Genomic DNA, 24,717 nt, shown 5'->3' on the forward strand with positions numbered 1-24,717 from the left:
GCTTTGGTTAAAAGATTTGGTTAGATAAAGAAGACGTTGTAATCTTTTTCGGCCTGTTCTGGATTCATTGACATCAAGGCCACCGCGTTGAACGTAGCAATCAATGGATCGATCTTCCCGACACCTGACTCCTGTTTGCTGATCATCATGCCGTTTCCTTTTACGACAGCACGCGCATTCCCTACACACCAAGCCATTAACCCTTGTCCTGCATGGTAAAGATTACCTTCAGCAAGCTTTCGTTCTGCGGTGAGGATGTACCCCATTAATTTAAAACCTTGAGGTACGGCGGTGAGCTTATCTTCAGGAATGCCTGCATCAAGTAGGCCATCTAAAAGGCCACCCAAACCCAATGGATCGAGTCCAATTTTGTCGAGCTTTCCTGAGTCAAAGCATTTCTTTGCAATGGCGGCTAGTTGGTCAATGTCATCACCGATACGCTCAACAATGGTCAGGCTTTTTTCCTTTTCATAGTCAGCGTACTTGGGCGCATTCTCTTTACGTCGCTCAACTGCAGTTTTATTACACCAAGCATGATTCCAGAGCCACCATTTACGGCTTTTGTTATGCCGACCAAGTACAGCAAAGCCGAGCAAGTCATCAAGACCACCACCATCAATACCGCAGGTGATAACGTCCGACTGCTCAATCAGTTTATCCAGAGTGAATTCTTTGGCTTGTTGTAGCCAATATTCAGCACCAGCCCAACGGTTAGCACGAAGGTTTAGGCCAATTGGTACATTTAAGTGTTTCGCAAGGAAGTCACGCAGCGATTCTTCGCCTGCATCTTTGACCTTTTCAAACTCATTAATCAGGTAATCAAGATCAACCGATGCACCCAAGTTTGGATTGGTGACATAGAAGTTTTCAGGCTTTAAGTGCTCACCTGCCTCAAGCATCCATTCTGGAAACTCGTAAATCAGCGGTAAAAACTGAGGATTGACCTTTACACCATCCCGAATATCACGCGCATAATCCAGCAGTTGCTTGAACACACCGCATGGCGTTTCATCTGACATGGTAGACAGGTAAATAACACAACCTTCAGGCCGTGATGCCAGACCACCTTTTGCTTCACGAAACATTGATTCAGCATTTGATCGTTTCCCAAACAACCAAACCTCGTCAATTAGGATGATTGAAGCCTTTTTACCCGCAGCAGCATTACTTTCAGCAGCAATCACTTTCAAGGTCGCATTAGTGCCCAAGTGAGTGACTGTTTTGGTGTGCTCTGAAATATTGAACATCTCCTGAAGCTCAGGATCTGCTTTGATAAAGTCTCGGATTGGGTTGAATGAGTTATCGGCAACTTCTTTTGTTGGTGCCAGAATGATGAGCTCAGCCGACATACGATCGTTTAAGATCAAGGCCACCATCATAATTCCAGCTGCAATCGTAGACTTGGTGTTTTTCTTGGAGATCAGCAGGAAGAATTCGCGAATTAAACGCTTCTTCTGCACCGGATCGTAAGCACCAAAAATTGCCCGGACAAATTCAATCACCCATGGCAATGTGACCTCGCCCATTTTCGGGCTACCCATCACATCGACCAAAATTAATTCTTTAAAAATCCGCTCTGCTACGTCCGCCACTTCGGGAAAAAGTGGAGCACATGGCATCAGGGATTTTTTTGCGACAATACGCTCCTCCCAGTCCGGGCAGGATGTTGTCCATAATTTTTCAGTCATATTGCACCTATTAAAAAAGCACCCGAAGGTGCTATATGACTAGTTGTGTTTGTGGCGAAGATTGTAAGTGCTTTATCAGCTTGTAAACTTCATTTGGCACTCTTTTAAAACATTCATGTTTAGAGCCGCTAAATCGTTTCCTTGGTGAGTATTTATATTCTCGACACATTGAGTGAAGTTTTTTCTCTAAATCCCACACAATCCCCGCATCCTCTTCGATAAGACTCACCACCTCAAGGCTGTACGGCAGATTGTTGGCACTGAATCGCCTTTTAATTTTCTGCTTTGTAATGCCTATCTTATAAAAAACTTCAGATGTATCACTACATTTAATCACGTAAAGACTTGATTTACCCTTACAAACTTGCTCGTATATCGAACGCCTATGTGTATTCTGCAACGAACACTGTTTACAGCCATGTCCTTCAAGGTGATGGTTTGCAGCTTGCTCAAACACACCATGAATAGGGCACCTAATTTTTACTGAGCTATGACTATTTCTATATTCAACAAGATCGTACCCATAGGCACCGCCATGTATATTATTCGCTCTTTCTATAAATTGCTTGGTATCTAGTTTGGCTATTTTTGCACACCTAATGCATCTTTTACCTTGCAGATGACTGAGACCTATCTGGAGAAATTCGCCATGGGTCGGGCATTCGATCTTTAGCTTGTCATCCAATCTTTTGATATCTTGTTTTGGGTAAAGATAAAAATCACCATGTACTAGTTTTGCCTTCGCAACAAACTCATCAAATGTTGTTCTATTGGCTTGACTTACTTTCTCGGCACTACATTTTCTACAACCACGCCCTTGCAAATGATTGGTAGCTCTTTGTGTGAACTCACCGTGCTTTTTGCAGATAATCTTTACATTATCGTGATTGGATTTAAGAGACACATTAGAATAATCATAAAGATTTCCATGTTTCATTACGGCTTTCTGAACAAATAGCTCAGACTTTGATTGCATAGCCTTAGCTATAACTTTAGAATTATCAGAAGTCATCATGTTACTCGAATTAACAGGTTGATTAGAAAAGCCTAGTTGTTTCCAGCGACTAGGCTTTTTGTCTAATAATTATACCATTTCTTTGCATATGATATTGTTTTAATTAATCAAATATTTTTTTGACTTAACTTTTCTTTAAGCAAGTAACCTTCTAACTGCCAGATTTTATTACGTGCATTTTCATACGCAATTTTTTGCCCGATCAGCTTGTCAAAGTTTTCAGGACTTGCGCATGCAAATTCACCTGTAACTGTGAAACCATTTTCTAAAGTTAAAATACAGATTGTTAAGCAAGGTGTGCCTTTATCTTCTTTCGCAAAATAATCTTCATGTGAAAAAGCTGGAGCCACATCACCACTTAAGTAACGAATAGCTTTAATTTTTGAATCGATATGATCAGGTGTTAGACGTGGAGCATTTAAACCCTTATCTTGAATTTCTTGTTCAATTTGTTTTTCGTTTGACATGCATTTTTCCTTTTCTATTTAAATTAACTTCTTAGTTGCGAACCCAGTGTTCCAAACTTTCCACCTTGAGTGGCTTTTTTAGCTTCATCGGCTTTGGTTTCTTTCTTGCCTTTCTCAGCAACCTTGCCGTGGAAATATGGAAGGGCTGCTTTTGCTGCATCCATTCGCAATTTCATATCTTCAACCGGATCAGTCCAAATCTCTTCTAAAAATTTGAGCGGGTCAGCACGATTGCCAGCAGTTTCAATGTCTTTTTTGGTGATAATTGGTCGCTGTTCTGGTTTGGCATCAGCTTTAACTTCGGTGTTAATCTTAAGCCTTTCAATGTGTGCAATCACATCAGGGTCTTTGGCTAATCTCGATCCAGCTTGTGAAGCTGATTCTGGACTGTAACCCGCGAAAATAGCGGCCTGCTTGTTATCTGCACCATCATGTTTAGATTGGGCAAATGCCTTCTTTTTAGCTGTTAAAGCCATATGCCCTCCTTTAACATTTTCTCAAAAGGGAAATTTTTTTATAAATGAGATCGGGGGCGGTGTCCGCTGGGACCGAAATTTTTAAATTTTGATACCCCCCACGGGGTTAAATGCGCACCAATATGATGCAAGTCATTCATTTTATTAAAATGTTCCACGAAAACTTTAATAAAATGAATCACGATATATGTTCCACGAATTAAAAATCCCTGCCATTTCTGACAGGGATTAGAGTCGTCCACGATGGCCAATTGATGTGTTAATGGCTTGCCGTCACCAAGGTATGAATCCTTTCACTACCCACTCTGTCCTCTCAGCATCCTGCTGAGACATAGAATCATTCATGAGTTTGCTTACACATGAACGTGCCGTCTATTCCGAGCTGCCAACATTGAACCAAGCTAACGTGTGCCGGTTCTGTATGTTCTATTAATCTTTGATTCGTTTCAGTCCGATCTGGGCAAGCTGGTCATCGGTCAAGTCATTAAGCTTGCCAATGTCTGTGGTCAATTCAGCATCAATTGGCAACTGGTCAATAAACTCTGGCGTGACTTCAACAGTCATACGCCAAATAGGGTTATCAACACCACCCACCAATTTGATTGACTGAACACCCTTCAAGCGTGTTCCATCTTCAAGTTCAACATGAGTTCCCATCACACCTATACCACCAGGTACTATGAGCTTTGCTATCTTGGTCATTTGCGTTGCATCCCTTGTTTGCTTTCTCGCTGTGTCTTCTGGTCATGGCATTGCTTGCATAACGACTGCAGGTTGTCCATGTCATCCGTTCCGCCTTTCGCCTTGTTCTTGATGTGATCTAACTCAAGCTCCATAGTCACACGACCACAGCACTGGCATGTCCACTCATCACGAGTGTGGATCTTCTGCTTCAGTCTGCGCCAAGGTCTACCACCTCGACCACTACCCCAATTCTTTTTAGGTGCAAGTCTTGGTTGCTGCGGCGTCATCGCCTGCAGTTTGGTTTGAAGTCTTGGGAGTTTCATGAATCAAGGTACTCATGTTGACTTGGCTCGTCCTCGTCGGGATTTAACTGAAGCAACAACTCCTGTATCTGACTGCTCTGTGTCACCACTATCTGAATCAACTGACTGTTCTGCTGCAACACTTGGTTGTTCTGCTTTACGATCTCGGCTAGTAAGTCGAGCAATTGCTTTTGTGATGGATTCTTTTGAGTTGTCATACATTGCCTTTAGTTTCTGTCTGCGTTGTTCACATCCTGCACATGCCATAGTTATTACCTTATGCGTAAAGAGCTCCGCGTAAATTCTTGATACGCTCTTTCAACTTAATCATGATGCCGTCTATCGCCAACATTTCACTTCTTGTTAGACCTGAACGACTGAGGTTTTGGTATTTTGACAATTCAGCACTACAAAATTCTAAGTCGCGTTTCGCTTGCACTTTGTCTGTCATAAAACCTCCAAATATGAAAAGAAAAAGCCCTGTCAAATGACAGGGTTTTTTGTGCCGTAATACTTCCGGCAAGGAGAAATTATTTGTCTTTGTACTTTCCACACTTTCTACACTCAACTTGAGCGAATACATCAGACTCATAATCGAAGTGGTGCATGCAGAACAGTCTTTTTAAGAATTGGAGCATGTTAATCTCCTTAGAATTTGAGAGGCGGCATAAAAATTTAAACCACTAAGAATAAAAGTTAGCCGCCATAGTCGCCTTGATATTGCTTACACAAAAAAAGATTTCTCAAGGCAATAAAAAAGCCCACTTATCAGTGAGCCTTTCTAGGTTGCTGCTTACGCAGTTCAACCACTATATCTGTAATTTAGCATATTACTGCCGGCAGTCAAGCGTTAGTCAATTAATCTACTGGTTAAACAAGATTGCTTAGAGACTAATCTAATTAGGCCATGCATCTTATCTCTGGTCACTCCAAACCGAGACATATTAAACGCCTCTGCGATTGTTTCTTCAGACATGCCCTCAACGTAATAAGCAATCACGACTTTTATCCACTTCTTTGCTTTTGTTGTTTCCGTCTGGGTAACGTGCTTAAGCAAATCTTCAATTGCTTCTGCTTCACGATCTGAGATTTTGCACTTAGGCAAAGCTCTTCTGCGATGGTTCGATGCGACGCCTTGTGCCATGTCCAATAGTTTACCCATTACGCTATTGGCACCTAAGTCCTCATATCTGTAATCCGTCAATAACCAAGAGCCGTATTGCTCAAGCCACTGCTCGATATCTCTCTGCTTCCAGTCTATCGCCACTGAAAAGTGGGGTCTCTCTTTTGTCATAATCATTTTTCAAAAATCCACTCTAAATTGTATGTTTCGCCTTCGAGTGGCGTAAGTGGCTTTATTTAGTCATTTTTCAGGAAATAGCTAATATATATAATAGATACTTCCTGAAAAACGCCACTGAAACGCCACAAACGCCACTTTTTCATTCTCTTAACCACAACAAACACGTAAAAAACTGCGTATACGCAAAGAATTACGTACTAACCCTTAATTAATTCCTGCAAATTCTGCGGAAACATCCCCACCAACGACACGTAAACCACTAATCATCCTTTTTCCGCCTGTTCCTTTTATAGACTTAAAGCGACTTGCTAAACGACGACCAAGTGCTCGTGCAGTCGGTATGTAGCGTAATTCTTTACGTGCTTCAGCATATTGCTGCCAACTTAACCAAAGATTTTGAGACGTTTCCCGAAAGTCACCTTCTTCACAGCACTCGCGAATCCAATCAGAAAGTAGATCCATGTCTTCTTTATACTCATCACGAGCCTCTTTAGTTTTTTGAGGTTCTTTAAGACCATATTCCTGGTATGTCAAAGCGCCTTGAACCAGCCAAGAAAGAACACCTTGTAATTCGTTTTTGAGCTTCTCAGTACGGCTTGGGTCTTTCTTTACCGTCCCATCTTTATCGTAATTTCGAGTGAAAGGGACCATCATTAATCGACGCCAAATACCGTGATCACCGCCTTTGATGATAGGTTTATGGTTGGTAGGCATGACTACTGTCCACGTAGGAATGAACTCAACAGAAACCTTGGAATACAGGCCGCGGGCAATAATAGATTCACCACCTGTCATTGATTTAACAAGACCTTCCTTTAATTCTTTGTTTTCATCTGGCTCGCCAACGTACACGAACCGAGCGCCTCGTAAACGAAGTAAATCCTCACGAGCACCACCTGCATTTGACTTACCATCACCTAAAAAAGTTTCAGCTGGAGTCATCTTGGCGTAATCGCCAAGCGCTTTGAAAATAGTGGTCAGTACAGTGGATTTACCATTGGAACCATCCCCGAACGGAATCACAATTAAGTTTTCCTTTGGATTGCCCAGAATGGCATAACCCATCAAACGTTGGAAAAAATCCGCCATTTCTTGGTCGCCAAAAAAAGCATCAAGGACAGTTTTTTGAAATAAAGGACATTTAGCTTTAGGGTTGTATTCAACACCAGTGCTATTCGTTATAAGTAAGTCTTGAGCAGGAGGGACTAAGTCGCCCGTGCGCAGATCAACTGCACCATTAGCACAACCCAATAAAAACAGGTCAGAATCGAGCTCTTTAATTGGTACAAGTACGCGAGGATCAGACTGTGCTAACGACACCATATTCCGAACCATAAAAGCCTTTTGGCTATTTGCACAAAAAATAAAGAATTCCGCTCGCTGGGCATCATCATCAATTTTTCTAGCTTCATCTGCCAATTTAAGCACTGTCTGTTTTGCGTATTGTTCTATCGCAACTGATACACAAGGCTCCCAATAAACTGAGTTCCAGCGATACCAATTTCCTGTTTCCGCAACAAACATGATTTCACTGCCGTATTGTTCAAGCATGCGTGCAGCATTACCAAACTCGGTCATAGGTAACTTTTTAGAATCATCAAACGCAAGTTGAATCTTCTTACCACCCATGGCAATGTTGATTTCACGTACCGTTAAACCAATATCAGAAATTTGCTTGAAGCGCTTTTTGATTAAACCGCTAAGTTCAGCACGAAGGGCTAAATCAGTACCGGCAACCTTCCCTGCTTCTTTAGCAACAATCTGTAGCAAGTCCTGCGTATCTTCACACTTGTTAATTGAATCCTTGATACTGCTTAATGCATTACGCTTTTCAGCTCTGACTTTTTCTTGTTTAGATTCACGACCTGTTTTAAGTAGCCAGTGCGCGGTAATGATGTTTGATCCAGTTTGACTAAACGAGGCCCATCTATATTCGATATCTTCAACACTTGAATAGTTTGAAGCCGTTGAAGACCATTCATTCCATAATTCAAGCCCTTCGGCACTGCCTGCAAACTCATGATGCAAAGACATCCCAACACGAAGCCAAGTTTCAAAATCTTCATTGTCTATGTAATCCAAATATTTTTTAGCATCGTCTAATGACCATCCAATCGTTGCTGTCATGGTCATTAGCGGATCATCGTCATCGATCTCGCTTGAAGTTAAATTTCCTACCTTAGCTTGGCTGTTTTTAACTCGGAGTAATCCGTGTTTTAGTGCCATTATTTCGAAAGTCTCAACGGCTAACGAAACCTGCTCTTTTGTAATAACTGGTAAGATATTGGCTTCCATCGAAGTAAGCCCACCAAAGAAATCAACCCATTCATAAGGTTTCTGAGTATCGGGGTGGATGTGGTACGCAACAAATTGCTGCCCCTTACCAAGAATTTCAAGGCGCTGTTTTTTCATTTCCTTGAAGGGTTTGATTGCCTCATCCGGAGTGGCAAACCACCCCGACATAGACTTACCCCAATTGGCATCTTCAGCACGGTATACAAGGAGCATTTTCGGTGCTTTGCCAATACGTTCGCAACTGACACCTAAATTGTCTCGGCACCATTCTGCATACTCATTTGCCAAGTCTTCGTCGAGTACATCAATATCAACAGCGCATATAGGAAATTGACCTTGTCCTGTTAACACACCAACGCCACAATTTGCGTATTTATTGATGTCAGCCGAAGTAATGCGCAAATCCTGCCATTCTTTTAACATAGGGCGTTTTTCGCCCTGTTTAATCGGGACAATCAGGTAGTTGTAAGCAAGAAGAGCTTTTCCTTGCTCACGAAAGAAATTATTCATTAAAAGAATGCTCCCCGATAGGTTCTATTTTCTGCGCTGGGCATTTAGAACAAACAAACGTTCTGTGATCATCGCCACCGGCTGTTATTTCATTCCAGCTATGTTCACAAACGTTTAAAAGAGATGATTTTTCAGCAGACAATAGAAACATGAGACAGCAAATAGCATGAGCAAGATGGGACTCACCTGTTTCATCATCAATTGATTCCCCAGACCACCAAGCATCTAAATGCCGATGCGCAGCATCAAAGTATCGGGTGCGTGCATTAGGAACATTACGCCAATTACCCTCTGAATATTTCTTAGCCCCAAATTCAAGTACATTAGTAATTGGAGTCAATACACCACTTGGAATAAGTGAAAAACGACGTTTACCGTTATCAAATTTTTGTCCAACCATTTTAAGTACTCTCTTTTTTTACTTTAACTTTCAAAGGGTGTGCTTCTTCAAGAATCCATTCTTTTGTGAACCGTTCAGCGCATGCTTTTGAAAGGGCATCAGCGTATTCTGTTTCTTTCGTGTACTCCGTCCGAGGTAAATGCTTTTGTCGGATCCATTTACCCACCATTGCTGCAGAAACTCCACATGCCTCACCGGCTTTAACTTGGCCTCCGACAGCACGAACAACTCGTGCTAATGGCGTTTCATCTAAAAACATAACAATCTCAAAATTAAACCTATTTTTTAATTATTAAATCTTTATTTTAATTTTGCAACTTTTTAATTTTAATTTTTGAATTGATCAGTCTGACGAAAGACGCTTTTGTAATATTAAATTAAAGGTATAATAATTAAACTTAAGGTTTCAATGTGAAACAAATCACACTTTGTGTGCTCTCCCAATAAGGAAAACTTATGAGCGAAATTACTGATAAAGTTGCTTTACGGATTGAAACTGCGATTAAAGGCTACACAATAATCAAGGGCCAACGCATATCTTGGGCTAGTCTCGCAAAGAGCATAGGCTACACGCCTCAAGCACCCACCAATTGGAAAAAAGGAAAAATCAGTTTTAAAGTACTTGAGCAAATCGCTACGTTTCTAGGTGCTGACCCTACTTGGCTAATGTACGGTAGCGCACACGACGACCTCATTTTAAAAGTCCCAGGTAATGGTCGAATCCGAATAACAAATCCACACATTGATGGGTTCAATCCTGATTTTAATATCGCTGAAGTTGACGCTCAAATATATGAGATGTTCAAAGAGCAGGCTGAAGCGTACAAAGACGGTGAAGGCGTATTCCTGCCGCTAGATCCGTCGAAAAAATATGAGTTAAATCATGTATATCCTAAATCTGAACTAAAAGATAAAAACTTCAAAGTACACGATAATTTGGAATTAATTGATAGACAAACCAACGTTCAGTTTGGAGCTAAAAAAGTAAAGCTCGTACCCATAATTAGTTACGTGCAAGCAGGAGCATTCAAAGAAGCGATTTTAAATGAGCAAGATAATTTCATTGCTTCTTACATGGATAACCTTGGAGATAATTCATTTGCTCTTGAAGTCCAAGGCGAAAGCATGTCCCCCGAATTTAGAACGGGAGATAAGATTATTGTAGACCCCGATGTTCAACCTAATCCCGGCGACTATGTGATTGCACAAAACGGTGAACACGAGGCAACTTTTAAAAAGTATCGTCCACGAGGGTATGACACTGCAGGCGAAGTTATTTTTGAACTTACACCATTAAATCCAGACTACCCGATATTAAACTCCAGCGACCAAGAAATTCGAATTATTGGCACGGTCGTCGAGCATATTCGGGCATTAAGACGTAGACATACTTAATTATTTTTCAAGAAATCACCGCCTACGGGCGGTTTTTTAATGCCATTTTAAAAATTAAATTTAATATATTTCATAGCATTAAAACAAAATTAAATTAATATTTTAATTTTGTGTTGCATTAATTAAACCTTTATTTTAATCTTCATCTCAACCAAAGATGAAAATAAAGGTTTAATACAATGAATGCAGCAACTCAATCATCACTCCGCACACAATTGTGCCAAGCCCTAATCGCGGCGGGTAAAACCGACGCTAAATCAATTATCGGGGAAGTAACTACTCTTGAGCAGTTCATCTTCGGCGAATACAAAACCGCTGGATCACACGATGGAATGGTTGAAGAGCCAAAGGTAATTCTTGCGGAAACTCAGAAAGCTCCTGCTGAAGAAAAGCAAACTGAAGCCGTTAAGAAAGTTGCAATCGAAGATGAAGCACAGACTGCCACCTTTGATGATGTCAAAGCAGCACTCATGCAAGTTGCAAAGAAATCTCGTTCCGAGCTTCAGGACATTCTCAACCATTTCGGTGCTGCAAACCTTTCCGCAATCCAAGAAAAAGACTTCTCTGCAGTGGTTTCAATGGCAGATAGCATTTTGGAGACTGCAAATGGGTAATCAAAAAATTGATCAGGTATGTCTAAAGCGACTGAAGTCTAAGGATTTTGCGCAAGAACGTGACGAATACATGCCTACAAGTAGTCTAGAAAAATCTTTAATTCTTTTACTCGTAATTTTCACTGTAGTCCTGTTAGCGGTAAATGTTTACCGGGCTTATTTTGAATAAGGGAAATAGTAAATGTCACATGCAAAGTTTAGCCCTTCTGCTGCACACCGCTGGATTTCATGCCCGGGCAGCTTGGTAATGGAAAAGGATTTACCAAACAATTCATCAGTACAAGCTGACGAAGGTACTGCAGCACATTTTTTGGCGTCTGAATGCTTGGAACAAAATCGCAATGCAACTGACTTTTTGAACTGCTTTATTGTGATTAAAAAAGGCAACGCATCTTGGGATCAAGAAGCCAGCGAAACACGTTCGGGATTTATTGTTGATCTTGAAATGGCCGAATACGTTCAAAAGTATATCGATGCAATACGCTCACAGGCCGACGGCAATGAACTACTTGTAGAACAGCGTGTCGACTTCTCTGAATTCATTGGATCTGAAAATGCTTTCGGTACAAGCGATGCGATCATCATTTGCCAAAATGAAATCCAAGTGCATGACCTTAAATACGGTCGCACAAAAGTTGATGCTCAAGGCAATGAGCAATTACGTCTATACGGCCTAGGCGCTTTGGCTCAATTCGGATTGTTTGGTGACTTTAAACAAGTTCGCCTTGTTATCCACCAACCGCGTATTGGTCACGTATCTGAAGAAGTTGCTTCAGTAGAAGATCTATATGAGTTTGCGCACCGTGCAAAAAACACAGTGCAAATGATTAAAGCGATTGACCTTGGGCAATCTCTTTTTAATGAAACAGACATGCTCAATCCGGGTGAAAAACAATGCCACTGGTGTAAAGCAAAAGCGACTTGCCCTGCTCTTTCCAAGGCTGTGCTGACGACTGTTGCCGGTGAATTTGACGACCTGTCTACCTGCAATCTGGACGTTGAATTAAAGCAAGCAATCGAAAGCGTACCAAGTCAAGAAAATGAAACTCTTGGAAAGCTCTACGCATCGTTACCGTTAATCGAACAATGGTCAAAAGCAGTATCAATTGCTGTGACTGAAAAACTGCATAACGGTGAAAAAGTACTTGGATTCAAACTTGTACAAGGCCGTGCAGGCAATCGCTCTTGGGCAAATGCCGAAGAAGCTGAACAAGTTCTTAAGTCCATGCGTTTGAAAGTTGAAGAAATGTATGACCTGAAACTCATTTCACCGACTAATGCAGAGAAGCTGCAAAAAGCAGGAACGATTGGCCCACGCCAATGGACAAAAGTAGAAAACCTAATTGTGCGCCCAGATGGAAAACCAACTGTCGCACCTGAATCTGATAAGCGCCCAGCGCTTGAAATTAACCCCCTAAACGATTTTGAAACTGTTTAAAACTAAGGAAGTAACTCATGAAAATTAAATTAGCTAACGTACGTCTAGCGTTCCCTGCTCTTTTCGAAGCAAAAACCGTAAATGGCGAAGGTGCCCCAGCGTTCTCTGCATCTTTCTTATTAACACCTGACCACCCAGCAATTAAAGAATTGCAGGCAGCATTTGAAAAAATGGGCCAAGAAAAATGGGGTGCTAAATGGCCGACCATTAAAAAAACTATCGAAGCTAAAGACGCTTTTGCACTTCACAACGGCGACTCGAAAGCCGAATACGAAGGTTATGAAGGTAACTTCTTTATCTCTGCACGTAACAAAATCCGTCCTGTTGTTTTAGACCGTGACAAAACTCCACTTGTTGAATCGGACGGCAAACCATACGCAGGCTGCTATGTGAATGCTTCGATTGAACTCTGGGCACAAGACAACAATTACGGCAAACGCATTAATGCTTCATTGCGTGGCGTTCAATTCCTTAAAGATGGCGAAGAATTTGCAGGTGGCGGTGTTGCTTCTGCTGATGAATTTGACGACTTGGCTGCCGATGAGTTCGAAGAAGATCCATTAATGGCGTAAATCAAACTGCCCTGAGCAATCGGGGCAACCTTTTCTAATAAACAAAATAGTGAGTAATAAAAATGACTGCAAAACCAACTGATGTAGCAGATTTCATTGGCGAACTTAACGCTGGTGTATTTGAAAAGCAACTCGGGGCAATCCTTACGGATGTTGCCGCTGGTGTTATCGCTAACGGTAAACAAGGTGAAGTAACCGTCAAGCTGAAACTAAAGCAAATTTCGGACACAAACCAAGTGAACATTTCACATTCACTGGACTACAAAACCCCTACTTCTAAAGGCCATCGTGCCGAATTGGTAGAAGGTGCGACTCCTATGCACGTACTGCACGGCGGCGGCATTTCAATCATGCCAAACACTGCAAAAGCACACGACTACATCGATTGATGTAGTCCCCTTACCACTTTCTAACTAAAACCCAACTAAGAGTAAAAAACATGGAACAACAAGCAGTTCAACAAATCGCAGACCTTGCAATTGCAGCTCAAGGCAAAATGCCAGTTCAAGTAGATGCAGCAGCTTCAATCGCTATTTTGCCTGAAGGTTTTAAGCTTCATAGCACTGAAAAATTCAATGCGCAGCGTGACCGTTACCGTGGCGACTACCGCACAAGTGCGATTTCTTCTTTCGCTGAGTACATCGAATACCGTAACAATGGTGCTGACGAAAATGTTCAAACATATATCAGCACGGAACGCGGTTTAAGCGCCCAAACCTTCCTGAACCTCGGCGATGAAATTGACCCCGGTCACGGCGATGACACGGCAATTTTAACCTTGGAAAAGAAAGCTGAATTTGCACGTGTTGAATTGCTGAATGGCAATCGCTTACGCCAACAGCAACTAATCGACTTTGTTGATGATTGGGCAGATTTCCTAACTGTTCACAACGAGTCTGGCGAAGTTAATTTAGATAAAGCAATCCGCGCATTGCGTAAAGTCAAAATTACTAAAGGCTCTGAACTGGACAGCCAAGTACGTGATTTTGGACACCAAGTAAGCGCAATGGAAAAACTCGAAGCTACCGGCGTAGATGAAAACCTACCGCATTACTTCATCCTGAACACTGAATGCTTCCACGGTTTAAATCCACGCGAAGTAAAACTTTCACTTCGTGTTTCTGCGAATAACGACGAAGCACCGGGCTTCATTCTTCGAATCGTTGGTGAAGAAGCCTTGAACGAAGCACTGGCATCAGAATTCAAAGACATTTTGACGGATCGCCTAAAAGGCCAAGGACAAATTTTCCAAGGTGCTTTCACCGCATAACTCAAACAACAGCATCCGCTTCGGCGGTTGCTTTGAGAAATAAATGTATAGCTGACCCTCTGCGTTTATTTCACCAAAGCAAAAAGGAAATACAGATATGAAAGCGACCACTTTGGTTAAGGACCTCGGATTGGATTTTTGCAAAATTGTTGTAAAAAGCGCATCCAATGACGGTGAGGAAAATTACTACTGCCCTTGCTGTCTTGAATATTCTGCTCATGGGGAAACAGACAATCACGTTTCTATTCAAGAGTTGAAACGAGTTCTTGAAAGTCACGAATCGGTGGAAAAGTTTGGTGGATTAGAGGAAGCAAAAAGAATCGCAAATAATCCACTAGCTATTTTCAACACTCTACCTTTAAAACAAGCCATCGCAGACGTGGAGGCTTGCCAGTAATGCAAAACGAACTATTTCTCGACCTCGAAACATACAGCGAAACACCAATCAAAAACGGTACACACACCTATGCTGAAAATGCGGAAGTGATGATTTTCGCATGGGCTTTAAACGATGGTGAGGTACACGTTGAAGATTTAACAGCAGCACCGATGAGCAAAGAGCTAGTTGCGCTTTTGCACAACCCATCTGTAAAGCTCATTGCTCACAACTCTGGATTCGACCGTACTGTTTTACGCTATGCACGTCCTTTTCTTGATTTAAAAATCGAACGCTGGGAAGACACAATGGTTCAAGCCCTGAGCCATTCGCTGCCAGGTGCATTAGGTTCACTTTCTGAAATTTTCGGATTGGAAACTGACGTTGCAAAAGATAAAGCCGGCAAACAGTTAATTCAGCTTTTTTGCAAACCGCGTCCAAAGACAAGCAAAGAGCGTCGTGCTACAAGCAAAACACATCCTGAAAAATGGGCTGAGTTCTTGTCGTATGCAAAAAACGATATTTTGGCAATGCGCGAAATCCGTAAAAAAATGCCGAAATGGAATTATCGCAATGGCGAACTTGCCCTCTGGCATCTTGATCAGAAAATTAATGACCGTGGCGTATGTATCGATACCGACCTTGTGCGTTCCGCAATGGAAGCCGTGGAAAAAGAACAAAAGGTATTGGCAAAACAAACACAGGACATGACCAATGGCGAAGTTGAAGCAGCAACCCAACGAGATGCAATGCTCAAGCACATCCTTAACGCACATGGCGTGTCGTTGCCAGATATGCAGAAATCAACTCTTGAGCGAAGACTTAATGACGATTCACTCCCTCTTGCTGTGCGAGAACTTATTGCAATCCGTTTGCAAGCCTCGACTACGAGTACAGCCAAATACAAAGCGCTTGCTCTTGGCACTAACTCCGATGGGCGTTTACGCGGGACTTTACAATTCAACGGAGCGTCGCGCACTGGACGTTGGGCAGGTCGGTTATTTCAGCCACAAAACTTACCGAGACCATCTCTTAAACAAGAAGACATTGATTTCGGAATCGAAGCCTTAAAAATCGAATGCGCCGACCTATTTACAAACAATGTCATGGAACTAACTTCTTCTGCGATCCGCGGTTGCATCATTGCGCCCGAAGGTAAAAAGTTGGTAATCACCGACTTATCCAATATCGAAGGCCGTGGTTTAGCTTGGCTTGCTGGTGAAGAATGGAAAAACCAAGCTTTTCGTGATTTTGACAATGGTACAGGCCATGACCTTTATAAGGTTGCATATTCAAAATCGTTCAACGTACCGCCTGAGACAGTTGATAAAGATCAGCGCCAAGTCGGTAAAGTTCAAGAATTGGCTTTGGGATACGAAGGCGGTGTCGGTGCATTCTTAACATTCGCAGTTGCCTACAACTTAGACCTAGATGCAATGGCAGAACAAGCATTCAACGGCATTGATCGCAGCGTAATGAACGAAGCAATCCGCGCTTGGGAATGGCACAAGAAAGAGCGCCGCAACACCTTTGGCCTTAAGAAAAATACTTGGCTTGTATGCGACTCGTTTAAGCGCTCATGGCGGTATGCACACCCGAATATTTCTGCATGGTGGTCAGAGTTAAAGCTCACTGCAATTAAAGCTTTGACCAATCCAGACCATGCGTACCCATGCCGCAAAGTCGTAATGATGAAAAAAGGCTCTTGGCTTTTGATCAAATTACCAAGCGGTCGTTTCCTCTGCTATCCGGGTGCTCGTGCTGAAACTGACGGTCGCATTTCTTACATGGGCAACAACCAATACACACGTAAATGGGAACGCCTATACACATACGGCGGAAAACTTGCCGAGAACATTACGCAAGCTTTCTCGCGTGACGTTTTGGCTTTCAACATGCCGACTATTGAATCCAAAGGCTATGAAATCGTTTTGTCTGTTCACGATGAAGTGATTACAGAAGCGATCGATAACCCGTCTTGGAACCATGAACACTTATCAAAACTGCTTGCTGCCAATCCCGAATGGGCGATTGATTTGCCATTGGCAGCAGCAGGTTTTGAATCTTATCGCTACAAAAAAGATTGATATGGCTAGTTATAGAAATCGAATTACCGCTACACCGGTAGCACTTATTGAATACCACTTAGGAAATAACACAATGGAAAATATTGAAATCGAAGTGCCAATGCAGGTACTGGATGCCGCAACATTCTGCGCTGCTAAAAACGATGTGCGTTTTTACTTAAACGGAGTTGCGATTAATAAAGGGCACGTTGTTTCAACCGATGGGCATCGTGCATTTGCATGCACAATTGACGGATTGGACGAGGACCTTGCACTGATCATTCCAACCGAAGCAATCAAAGCTTTTATTAAAAAAGTGCCGAGCAAAAACCGTAAAGGACATTGCGTTATTTCGCTGGACCTAAAGGCAAAGCAAGGAAAAATCTCTAACTTTCCGTTGCAGGTACATGAACTTTTTATCCCAATCGACGGTAAATTTCCCGACTGGCAACGCATTTTTCCAAAAGATGTGCCAAGTGAGTACCAAGGATATTACCCGACTTTTAACTGGGCCTATATGGTTGATTTTCAAAAAATCCATAAAGCATTAGGCGGTAACGGTACCCAAGTCGGATTACGCCCGAAATCGACAAACGAAGTCGCATTGGTGGACTTTGACGGCACTCTATTCGACCACCATGCCAAAGCAGTAATTATGCCTTTACGTGCATAACCATGCGCGAATCTCAAATTGAAAAAGCCCTAGTGCAGCAAGTCAAAGCAATGGGCGGTGAAGTTAGAAAGGTTAAATGGATCGGTCGAAACAGTGCTCCAGACAGACTGGTGATGCTTAAAGGCAATACGTTTTGGGCGGAGTTAAAAGCACCAGGTGAGAAACCTACCCCCGCCCAAAGCCGTGAGCATGATCGTATGCGTAAGACTGGGCAGCGAATTGAAGTGATCGACTCCATAGAACGAATACAGGAAATATTGAAATGAAAAACAAAATATCAGACGTACACAACATTTTAATTGAGCAGCTTGATCGCCTTAACGATCTAACAGATAAGGATGGAAATCCCATTTCTCCTGACTTAGTACAACGCGAATTCAACCGCGCCAAAGCTATTAATGCTACTGCCCAATCTATCGTAGCTTTAAACACCTTGGTTCTTGAGGCTCAAAAACTTAAAACACCAGAACAACGTGCACTGTTACCTACGCAATTTGATGCTATCGAGGGTTAGAGCATGGCTAAAGGCGTTCCAAACAAATACACCGTTGAACAACTTGGATATTTAGAAGCTAACAAGGAGATGCCTCGTCAGGAATTGACGGATGCTTTTAATGCAAAGTTTGGAACTTCTTATGACAAACAAGTGCTTCGTACTTTGTGCAAACGCAAAGGATGGTTTACGGGCCGTAACGGCAGATTTGGGAAAGACAGCCAACCTTGGAATAAGGGCACTGTCGGCGTGATGAAAGCCAACTCAGGATCATGGACTAAAACGAACCACTTAGAATGGAACCGCAAACCGATTGGGTATGAGCGCTTTCACATTGACGGGTACGTAATGGTGAAAGTTGCTGAACCGAATAAGTTCAAACTCAAACACGTTTTTATTTGGGAAAACGCAAATGGGCCAGTGCCTGATAAGCACGTTATCCGCTTCAAAGACGGCAATAAAACAAATTTTAATTTAGACAACTTGGCCTGTATCTCCCTTGGAGCAAACGCCCGTCTGAATAAGCAATACAAACACGGCGCAGCAGATGCCGAGCTAAAGCCTCTGCTAATCACTATGGCGCAAATTGATCAAAAAATTTATGAAAAGGAAAATGCAGAATGAATCCAATAACAATGCCAGAAGTACGAGAACTTCTTAAAGCAGTTGAAAAAATTGCAGTTCGCCCTGGTGATGTAAACCAAAAAGATTTAATGATTGCCTCTGCATTGTTTAAAAAGCTAAAGGAGGACCGCACTCAAGGCGTTATTTCAATCCAAATTCTTGTTGATGGTAAACCTATTGAAATCGAGGTAGCAGAATGACAGCTAAACCTTTTACAGCTCGCCCATATCAACATGCGATTATCGAGCATATTCTCGATAATCCGCGCTGCGGTGTGTTCGCAGGTATGGGTATGGGGAAAACTTCCTCTACCCTAACCGCTTTGGAAATTCTTGAAGTGCTTGAACCAGGTCCTGCATTGGTCATTGCCCCGTTACGAGTTGCAGCAAGCACTTGGCCCGATGAAGCGAAGAAGTGGCAGCACCTAGAAAAACTTAAGGTCGTTGCGATTATCGGAACGCCTAAGGGGCGTGAAGCTGCACTTCGCCAAAAAGCCCATGTGTACACAATCAATTATGAAAACTTGCCATGGCTCGTTGAATACCTTGGCAGCAATTGGAAATTCAGCAAAGTAGTTGCTGATGAAAGTACAAAGCTAAAAGGCTTTCGCGTAAGCCAAGGTTCAAAACGCGCCAAAGCACTGGGTAAGGTTGCGCATAAATATGTTGAACGCTTTATCGAATTGACAGGCACACCCGCACCAAATGGCCTAAAAGATTTATGGGGTCAAACTTGGTTTTTAGACCGTGGCCAAAGACTCGGTACAAGTTTCAATGCTTTTACTTCTCGTTGGTTCCGTTCAATTCAAGTTGGTGCGGATCGCAATGCCATTCAGCTTGTGCCTTATGACCATTCTCAATCTGAGATACAAGGCAAGCTCAAAGATATTTGCATTTCGCTTGAAGCAAAAGATCACTTCGATATTGACGAGCCAATTGTGAATGTCATTGAGATCGAGCTTAAAGGCAAAGCACGTACTGTTTATGACGAAATGGAAAATGAAATGTTCATTGAGCTTTCTGAATCTGTAGAAGTTGAAGCATTTAACGCAGCATCAAAAACTATGAAGTGCTTACAGATTGCCAGTGGCGCTTTATACACAGATGAAAATGGCGCATGGGAAACAATCCATGATCTAAAAATTCAGGCTTTGGAATCCATTATCGAAGAAGCTGCGGGCATGCCTGTTTTGGTTTCTTACCATTGGAAAAGCGACCTTGAGCGCTTATTGAAAGCTTTCCCCCAAGGCAAGCAACTTGATAAAAGTCCAAAAACAATCAGCGATTGGAATAAAGGAAAAATCCCTGTGATGTTTGCCCATCCGCAAAGTGCAGGTCACGGACTGAATTTGCAAGACGGCGGCAATATTTTGGTTTTCTTCTCTCACTGGTGGAACCTAGAAGAGTTCCAGCAAATCATCGAACGTATTGGGCCTACCCGCCAAGCGCAAGCGGGACACGACCGCCCTGTCTTTATCCACCACATAGTGGCAAAGGACACAATGGATTCAGTCGTTATGCAGCGCAGAGACTCAAAGCGCGAAGTTCAAGATCTACTTATGGAAGCAATGAAAAAGAAATGTGCATCGTAATTAAAGAAGAAATTGGCGAACTGCCTGAAGACGTTATTTTGAGTTTGGGAGAAGTATCATGAATGAAGTAAAAATCATAACTATGTCAGAAACTGAACTAGAGACTTTACTAGACCGAGTTTGTCGTAAAGCAGTTCTAGACGCTTTTTCTCAAAGAGAGGATGAGCTGCTCAATATTGAACAGCTCTGCCAAAAGATACCAGGGCTAACTCGCCACCTTTTTAAAAATCTTATTAAGAAAGCCGATTTAAAAAATGTACGTGGCAAATACTCATTGAATGAAGTTAAAGGCGCTCTGCAATCTCACTAGCGGTGGGATTGTAGTACACCATCGCTCTTTTCGGGTTCGACCACCCGAACATTTTACATAGGTCTAACACAGGAATTTTCTGAGCGATTCGCGTAGCCGCTGTATGTCGAGTGTCGTGAAAAGTAAAACCTTCGAGACCAGCTTCGATCCTCTCGTTCATAAAAGCCGAGCTTACCTCTTGTGATTTCATACCAAACACAGACCCTGATTTTCTATCCCCTAAGCTAAGTAGAATTTCTGAAGCAACTTTACTTAACGGAACCTCTCTAGGCCTGCCGTTTTTTGTAGCGATTAATTTCACGAACTTTTTATCTAAATAGACACGATCCCAAGTCAATCCAGTAATTTCACTTTGTCGCATCCCCGTTTCAAGCGCAAAGAGAAAAATATGCTTCAATCCTTCAGGAAGTTTTGCGCACATTACTTCAATTTCGTCGTCTGAAATCACTCGCTCTCGATGGTCAGAGTCCTTCGGAATTTTTACACCTTCCAACGGGGTTTTAGGAATCCATAGTTTTACATCCCTACACCATGAGAAGAAAGCGGCCAGCACAATAAACTCTCTTCGTACAGTAGCGCTCTTCACTTTTGTTAAACGGCTTTCGCGCCATTCTACTAAGAATTCTTTAGATACATCTTGTAGGGAGATATCACAATCCATGTGCTTCAAGATGAAATTAATTTTATCAACCTCTTGGACTGCACCTTTTTTCTTGACTGTTACGGTGTCTCTGTATTCCTGTAGCGCATCCCTGAATCTAACGTGGTCAAATACTTGAGCTCTTTCATTTTTAAGCCTTACTTCCGTCTCCTGCGCCCAAGCTTTGGCGTCCCGCATAGTATCAAATGTTTTATTTTTGGGAGGATGGGGTTTTATTCTTACGGTAGCGGTCACTCTGCCGTTACGCTTTTGGAAGGTCGCCATATCGTAAATCCTGTTGCACTTCTGTTGCACTATATTTTAAAAAGCTTTTAAATCGAATTGCAATATTTTATAAAAATATCATATCTTATTGATTTTTAAATTACTGATTATTCAACAAGTATAACAGGATTTAATGAAAAAAGCCCTTCTTAGGGCTTTTTTTGTGCCTATCGATTTTTAAAAGCAAAAAAATAAGGTCCTTATTGGACCTTATTTTCTATTTACAGATTATTTATTAATCAGTTTCATGTTCGTCGCTGATAAATATGTCCATAATAAGTTTTGGCTTGCTGTCAAATTTGTCCAACGTTGATTGCCACCATTGGTACAGCTATATCGAATTAAATCCGCACGGTTATTTTGCAAACGTCCCGTATTTAAATCCATACATTGACCACTTTGACGAATCGTTGTAGTCGCAGGGTCCATGGTCCAAATTTGGTTGGTTTGGTTTAACACGCAACGTTCTAGCGTCACTTTAGCTGAACCACCGTTGCCTGTTACGCATTGATCTGGATTTGACTTGCTGTGTATCCGACCAATCGCATCATATACCCACTGTTCCGATTCGTCCGCAGTACATCCGCTTGGACCACTAATATATAAGTTTAATTTTCCATCGGTTAATGTTTCTGCTTTCAAACAGTTATTACCATTTTTGATCAATGTTGCCTGATCAAACAAACCTTCCTGAGATACTGAAAGCTTTGTCATAAATGCTTCGAGTGCGCTTTGTGCCTCAGGAACTTGATTGGTTAGGTCTTGTGCATACACATTCATCCAACGATTTAGTCGGTATGCTGTGTTTTGTTGCGACTCATAACGGGTTAATTGCTGACGCGCCACACTATTCATCAATGACTTGTCATTTTTATAGGACTCATACAGCATTTTTTCAGTTGGATTTAGTGCAACAACAGCATTTGCAGCTTGCGCTTCCAAAGCACTTTCTAATTGAGGAAGTTCGATAGCACGCAATGCACTATAACCATGCTGACGTCCAATTTTGACAGCCGGCTTGATCGCTGTGCTGTAAACTGGAATATCAATATTTGCTAATAACTTGGCTTCTTCACCTGCTTTTTTACAGTATAAATTGACCTTCTGTGGTTGATCTGCCAAAGCTAAATTGACATGCAGTTTATTGGCATTACTACCTAATCGTGCAGGTGCTAAAGCAATATTGTTGACTTTATTCGTGTATTGCACATTCAACCAACATGCCGCTTGGTCTAAAGTGGTATTGGCAGCAGTTAAGTCATACACATTGCCCCAGTTTGAACGTGCAGCAGGATACAACAAACCAACTTGATTGACTGGATCATAGCCCCCTAAAATGGTAATAACAGGCTGACCAAAGACCCGTGGTCGTGGATAATTTTGATCTGCGTTATACCAAACCGGAGCCGTAGAATTTGGCATCTTCGGTTGAGCGACTTCCATTTCACGAGTGGTTTTGTTCCACTTTTTGTAGCCGGTAGGCGAAGTTTCATCCCAGACATAACGGTCAAAGTGTGGTTGAATTTTCAGGAATGTGCTGTAACCCGTATAGTGTGTGTAGCGTGATACATTACTATCAGGATACCCGCCGGACATGGCATCTTTTCCGTACGGAAACAAATTTTTAAAATTTGGGATACCATTCGCTCCATCCCACTTCCATGTCGCCGTCCATGATAGATTTCCGCGCATCATATTGCGATTGGCAATATAACCCCATCCACTGTCCGCATGATGTGCAGCCCAAAATAGATTGTCACCTACCTGACCAGGGTAATGTCCTAAACCATAGTGATGGCCAATTTCATGGCTAAATTCATTCCCTACAGAATCATAAAGCGTGAGCATGCCATTACCACCACTCAGTCCATGAGTATGCACACCATTGGCATAGTTCCCCTTCGTATGATGGACAACTACTGTTTGGGTTAATTGTGGCTGACTTTGGTTGGCCATAGATGCACTGGTAATACCCCAGTTAGCAAGGTTTATACCAACACTAAAGGTTGATTTACCGACATCCTCACGCATGTCTCCTGCATAAACACCACCATCTCCGGCACTTTTACTGTCATAAATAACACCTGAAGATACCATTGCACGTGTTAACTGAATATCATCATATTGTGCAACCGTCATTTCTGCTGCAGGAATGGTTTGGAAATAATCTGTGCCCGCTTTTTCAGGCTCTAGTAGCATATAGTGGCCGGTAGAATTTGGCTTATCTGCCAACATACCAACACGGATATTATTTAAAACCAATTCACCTGGTGCAGCAAAATCGATTTTATCCTCAGCCAATTCACCGCTGACTTTATTTGCGTCAATAAATTTTAATCTTAGACCGGGTTTAACTTCATCCCAATTGAGCTTCGTGGTCCACGCGCGTTTACTGTACCAAACATCTGGACGACCTCTTTGCCCACTCTGGTCTGAAACAGGCATTTGCGTCGGATCATCCAATGTCGCGGTACGAATTAAGCGGTTGTTTTGATAGATTTCTACTTTGAGTTGCTTGATGTTTTGCATATCAAGTGTTGGCATCACGATAAGCAGCGCTTCTTTTTCACTGGTTAACCGTGGCATTTTCTTGGATTCGTTCGCATTCGGATCGACGACATGACTTTGACCAAATTGAACTTGCGCTGAAAAGTTGCCGACTAAATCATTTCGTATTTCACGAACAGCATCATTTGCATCGTAGTCATAAAAGCCAATACTGGTATCATCGACTATGTCTTGGGTCGGTTCTGGATAACTTGAAGTTGATGCAGAACCACTTGAACTATCACCACCGCCTCCGCCGCCACAAGCAACTAACATCAATGACACAATACAAATTGATAACTTGTTATATGAAAAACCTATCACAATTTTCACTACCACTCCCCAATTAGCCACAATAAAATCCAATAAAGAGACTTATATAAAATATATAAATCAATAATTTATAAAAAAGTTAATGCTATTTTCTTTTATTTAATTATTCAATTGCCGTGTTTTGTCACTTTTTAACAATTCAAATAAAATCTAAATATTTAGTATTGTCTGAATCACGATTGGTGTGACAGGTACTTCACTTTTCAACTAAAATTAAGATGTAGGCCTTTAAATACAATCGTATATTCCCGACAAAAATTGTCAGGATATTTTTAGAAACTTTGTAAATAAAAATTTTTAGAAATGGTTTAATCCCATATATTTTTTATGGTATTTTAATTTTCATCCTA

At 41.9% G+C, this 24,717-nt stretch carries 29 protein-coding genes; 16 read left to right on the forward strand and 13 right to left on the reverse strand.

The genetic code is table 11. The features are described 5' to 3' along the window. Positions 1-20: 20 nt before the first annotated feature. The 6 genes from MST16_RS09045 to MST16_RS09070 form a co-directional block, all read right to left on the reverse strand. Positions 21-1,688, reverse strand: coding sequence for a terminase large subunit (locus tag MST16_RS09045; RefSeq protein WP_180091896.1), 1,668 nt, complete (start codon positions 1,686-1,688; stop codon positions 21-23). A 31-nt stretch (positions 1,689-1,719) separates the two neighbouring features. After that, positions 1,720-2,703 (reverse strand): GIY-YIG nuclease family protein, encoded by a 984-nt coding sequence (locus MST16_RS09050; RefSeq protein WP_180031675.1) that lies wholly within the window; start codon positions 2,701-2,703, stop codon positions 1,720-1,722. A gap of 107 nt (positions 2,704-2,810) precedes the next feature. Then, positions 2,811-3,170: a Gp49 family protein gene (locus MST16_RS09055; protein WP_180091894.1), complete on the reverse strand. Its 360-nt coding sequence runs from the start codon at positions 3,168-3,170 to the stop codon at positions 2,811-2,813. A 23-nt stretch (positions 3,171-3,193) separates the two neighbouring features. Beyond that, positions 3,194-3,646 (reverse strand): terminase small subunit, encoded by a 453-nt coding sequence (locus MST16_RS09060; protein ID WP_180091892.1) that lies wholly within the window; start codon positions 3,644-3,646, stop codon positions 3,194-3,196. 429 nt (positions 3,647-4,075) lie between these two features. Continuing rightward, positions 4,076-4,348, reverse strand: a complete 273-nt coding sequence (locus tag MST16_RS09065; protein ID WP_180040758.1) for a hypothetical protein — start codon at positions 4,346-4,348, stop codon at positions 4,076-4,078. Beyond that, the gene (locus tag MST16_RS09070) at positions 4,345-4,653 is read right to left on the reverse strand and encodes an HNH endonuclease (RefSeq protein WP_180091890.1); all 309 of its coding nucleotides are present in this window, start codon (positions 4,651-4,653) and stop codon (positions 4,345-4,347) included. Before MST16_RS09070 ends, MST16_RS09065 begins: the two co-directional genes overlap by 4 nt. Here MST16_RS09070 and MST16_RS09075 point away from each other — a divergent pair. After that, positions 4,652-4,933, forward strand: a complete 282-nt coding sequence (locus MST16_RS09075; RefSeq protein ID WP_257245623.1) for a hypothetical protein — start codon at positions 4,652-4,654, stop codon at positions 4,931-4,933. The genes MST16_RS09070 and MST16_RS09075 overlap by 2 nt on opposite strands. Here the strand turns inward: MST16_RS09075 and MST16_RS09080 are convergent. From MST16_RS09080 to MST16_RS09100, 5 genes are all read right to left on the reverse strand, one after another. Further along, complete coding sequence (locus MST16_RS09080) at positions 4,910-5,083, reverse strand: hypothetical protein (RefSeq protein ID WP_171406959.1); 174 nt, start codon at positions 5,081-5,083, stop codon at positions 4,910-4,912. The two genes, MST16_RS09075 and MST16_RS09080, sit on opposite strands and share 24 nt — an antisense overlap. A 399-nt stretch (positions 5,084-5,482) precedes the next feature. After that, positions 5,483-5,932 carry an antiterminator Q family protein gene (locus MST16_RS09085; RefSeq protein WP_180091886.1) on the reverse strand — a complete coding sequence of 150 codons (450 nt, stop codon included), beginning with the start codon at positions 5,930-5,932 and terminating at the stop codon, positions 5,483-5,485. 207 nt (positions 5,933-6,139) lie between these two features. Next, positions 6,140-8,740, reverse strand: coding sequence for a phage/plasmid primase, P4 family (locus MST16_RS09090; protein WP_180091884.1), 2,601 nt, complete (start codon positions 8,738-8,740; stop codon positions 6,140-6,142). Further along, the gene (locus MST16_RS09095; protein WP_257225721.1) at positions 8,733-9,140 is read right to left on the reverse strand and encodes a dATP/dGTP diphosphohydrolase domain-containing protein; all 408 of its coding nucleotides are present in this window, start codon (positions 9,138-9,140) and stop codon (positions 8,733-8,735) included. Before MST16_RS09095 ends, MST16_RS09090 begins: the two co-directional genes overlap by 8 nt. Position 9,141: 1 nt before the next feature. Next, positions 9,142-9,399 carry a hypothetical protein gene (locus MST16_RS09100; RefSeq protein ID WP_180091883.1) on the reverse strand — a complete coding sequence of 86 codons (258 nt, stop codon included), beginning with the start codon at positions 9,397-9,399 and terminating at the stop codon, positions 9,142-9,144. Between the two features lie 197 nt (positions 9,400-9,596). On the opposite strand from MST16_RS09100, the gene MST16_RS09105 reads away from it, so the two are divergent. From MST16_RS09105 to MST16_RS09175, 15 genes are all read left to right on the forward strand, one after another. Continuing rightward, complete coding sequence (locus MST16_RS09105; RefSeq protein ID WP_218951703.1) at positions 9,597-10,535, forward strand: LexA family transcriptional regulator; 939 nt, start codon at positions 9,597-9,599, stop codon at positions 10,533-10,535. Positions 10,536-10,714: 179 nt separating this feature from the next. Further along, complete coding sequence (locus MST16_RS09110) at positions 10,715-11,149, forward strand: hypothetical protein (protein WP_180091881.1); 435 nt, start codon at positions 10,715-10,717, stop codon at positions 11,147-11,149. A gap of 181 nt (positions 11,150-11,330) precedes the next feature. Beyond that, positions 11,331-12,587: a DUF2800 domain-containing protein gene (locus tag MST16_RS09115; RefSeq protein WP_180091879.1), complete on the forward strand. Its 1,257-nt coding sequence runs from the start codon at positions 11,331-11,333 to the stop codon at positions 12,585-12,587. A gap of 17 nt (positions 12,588-12,604) precedes the next feature. Beyond that, entirely contained in the window at positions 12,605-13,159 is a 555-nt protein-coding gene (locus MST16_RS09120) for a DUF2815 family protein (protein ID WP_180091877.1), read from the forward strand. A gap of 62 nt (positions 13,160-13,221) precedes the next feature. Beyond that, positions 13,222-13,548 (forward strand): hypothetical protein, encoded by a 327-nt coding sequence (locus MST16_RS09125; RefSeq protein ID WP_180091875.1) that lies wholly within the window; start codon positions 13,222-13,224, stop codon positions 13,546-13,548. A 50-nt stretch (positions 13,549-13,598) separates the two neighbouring features. Continuing rightward, positions 13,599-14,429 carry a DUF2303 family protein gene (locus tag MST16_RS09130; RefSeq protein ID WP_180091873.1) on the forward strand — a complete coding sequence of 277 codons (831 nt, stop codon included), beginning with the start codon at positions 13,599-13,601 and terminating at the stop codon, positions 14,427-14,429. A 97-nt stretch (positions 14,430-14,526) separates the two neighbouring features. Next, on the forward strand, positions 14,527-14,826 hold the full coding sequence (locus MST16_RS09135; protein ID WP_180091871.1) for a hypothetical protein: 300 nt from the start codon (positions 14,527-14,529) through the stop codon (positions 14,824-14,826). Further along, on the forward strand, positions 14,826-16,892 hold the full coding sequence (locus MST16_RS09140) for a DNA polymerase (protein WP_180091869.1): 2,067 nt from the start codon (positions 14,826-14,828) through the stop codon (positions 16,890-16,892). Before MST16_RS09135 ends, MST16_RS09140 begins: the two co-directional genes overlap by 1 nt. A 73-nt stretch (positions 16,893-16,965) precedes the next feature. Next, the gene (locus MST16_RS09145; protein WP_180091867.1) at positions 16,966-17,544 is read left to right on the forward strand and encodes a hypothetical protein; all 579 of its coding nucleotides are present in this window, start codon (positions 16,966-16,968) and stop codon (positions 17,542-17,544) included. Positions 17,545-17,546: 2 nt separating this feature from the next. Then, the gene (locus MST16_RS09150) at positions 17,547-17,810 is read left to right on the forward strand and encodes a VRR-NUC domain-containing protein (RefSeq protein WP_180091865.1); all 264 of its coding nucleotides are present in this window, start codon (positions 17,547-17,549) and stop codon (positions 17,808-17,810) included. Continuing rightward, positions 17,807-18,058, forward strand: a complete 252-nt coding sequence (locus MST16_RS09155) for a hypothetical protein (RefSeq protein WP_180091863.1) — start codon at positions 17,807-17,809, stop codon at positions 18,056-18,058. Before MST16_RS09150 ends, MST16_RS09155 begins: the two co-directional genes overlap by 4 nt. 3 nt (positions 18,059-18,061) lie before the next feature. Beyond that, the gene (locus MST16_RS09160; RefSeq protein ID WP_180091861.1) at positions 18,062-18,661 is read left to right on the forward strand and encodes an HNH endonuclease signature motif containing protein; all 600 of its coding nucleotides are present in this window, start codon (positions 18,062-18,064) and stop codon (positions 18,659-18,661) included. Continuing rightward, positions 18,658-18,861, forward strand: coding sequence for a hypothetical protein (locus MST16_RS09165; protein ID WP_180091859.1), 204 nt, complete (start codon positions 18,658-18,660; stop codon positions 18,859-18,861). Before MST16_RS09160 ends, MST16_RS09165 begins: the two co-directional genes overlap by 4 nt. Beyond that, positions 18,858-20,252, forward strand: a complete 1,395-nt coding sequence (locus MST16_RS09170) for a DEAD/DEAH box helicase (protein WP_180091857.1) — start codon at positions 18,858-18,860, stop codon at positions 20,250-20,252. Before MST16_RS09165 ends, MST16_RS09170 begins: the two co-directional genes overlap by 4 nt. Before the next feature lie 58 nt (positions 20,253-20,310). Continuing rightward, positions 20,311-20,562, forward strand: a complete 252-nt coding sequence (locus tag MST16_RS09175; RefSeq protein WP_180091856.1) for a hypothetical protein — start codon at positions 20,311-20,313, stop codon at positions 20,560-20,562. Here MST16_RS09175 and MST16_RS09180 read toward each other — a convergent pair. After that, positions 20,537-21,487, reverse strand: a complete 951-nt coding sequence (locus tag MST16_RS09180; RefSeq protein WP_180091855.1) for a site-specific integrase — start codon at positions 21,485-21,487, stop codon at positions 20,537-20,539. The genes MST16_RS09175 and MST16_RS09180 overlap by 26 nt on opposite strands. 228 nt (positions 21,488-21,715) lie before the next feature. After that, positions 21,716-24,310 (reverse strand): M66 family metalloprotease, encoded by a 2,595-nt coding sequence (locus MST16_RS09185; protein ID WP_180004666.1) that lies wholly within the window; start codon positions 24,308-24,310, stop codon positions 21,716-21,718. Positions 24,311-24,717 lie beyond the last annotated feature (407 nt).

The organism is Acinetobacter sp. YH16040_T (assembly GCF_024605785.1).
Classification (GTDB): Bacteria; Pseudomonadota; Gammaproteobacteria; order Pseudomonadales; family Moraxellaceae; genus Acinetobacter; species Acinetobacter amyesii.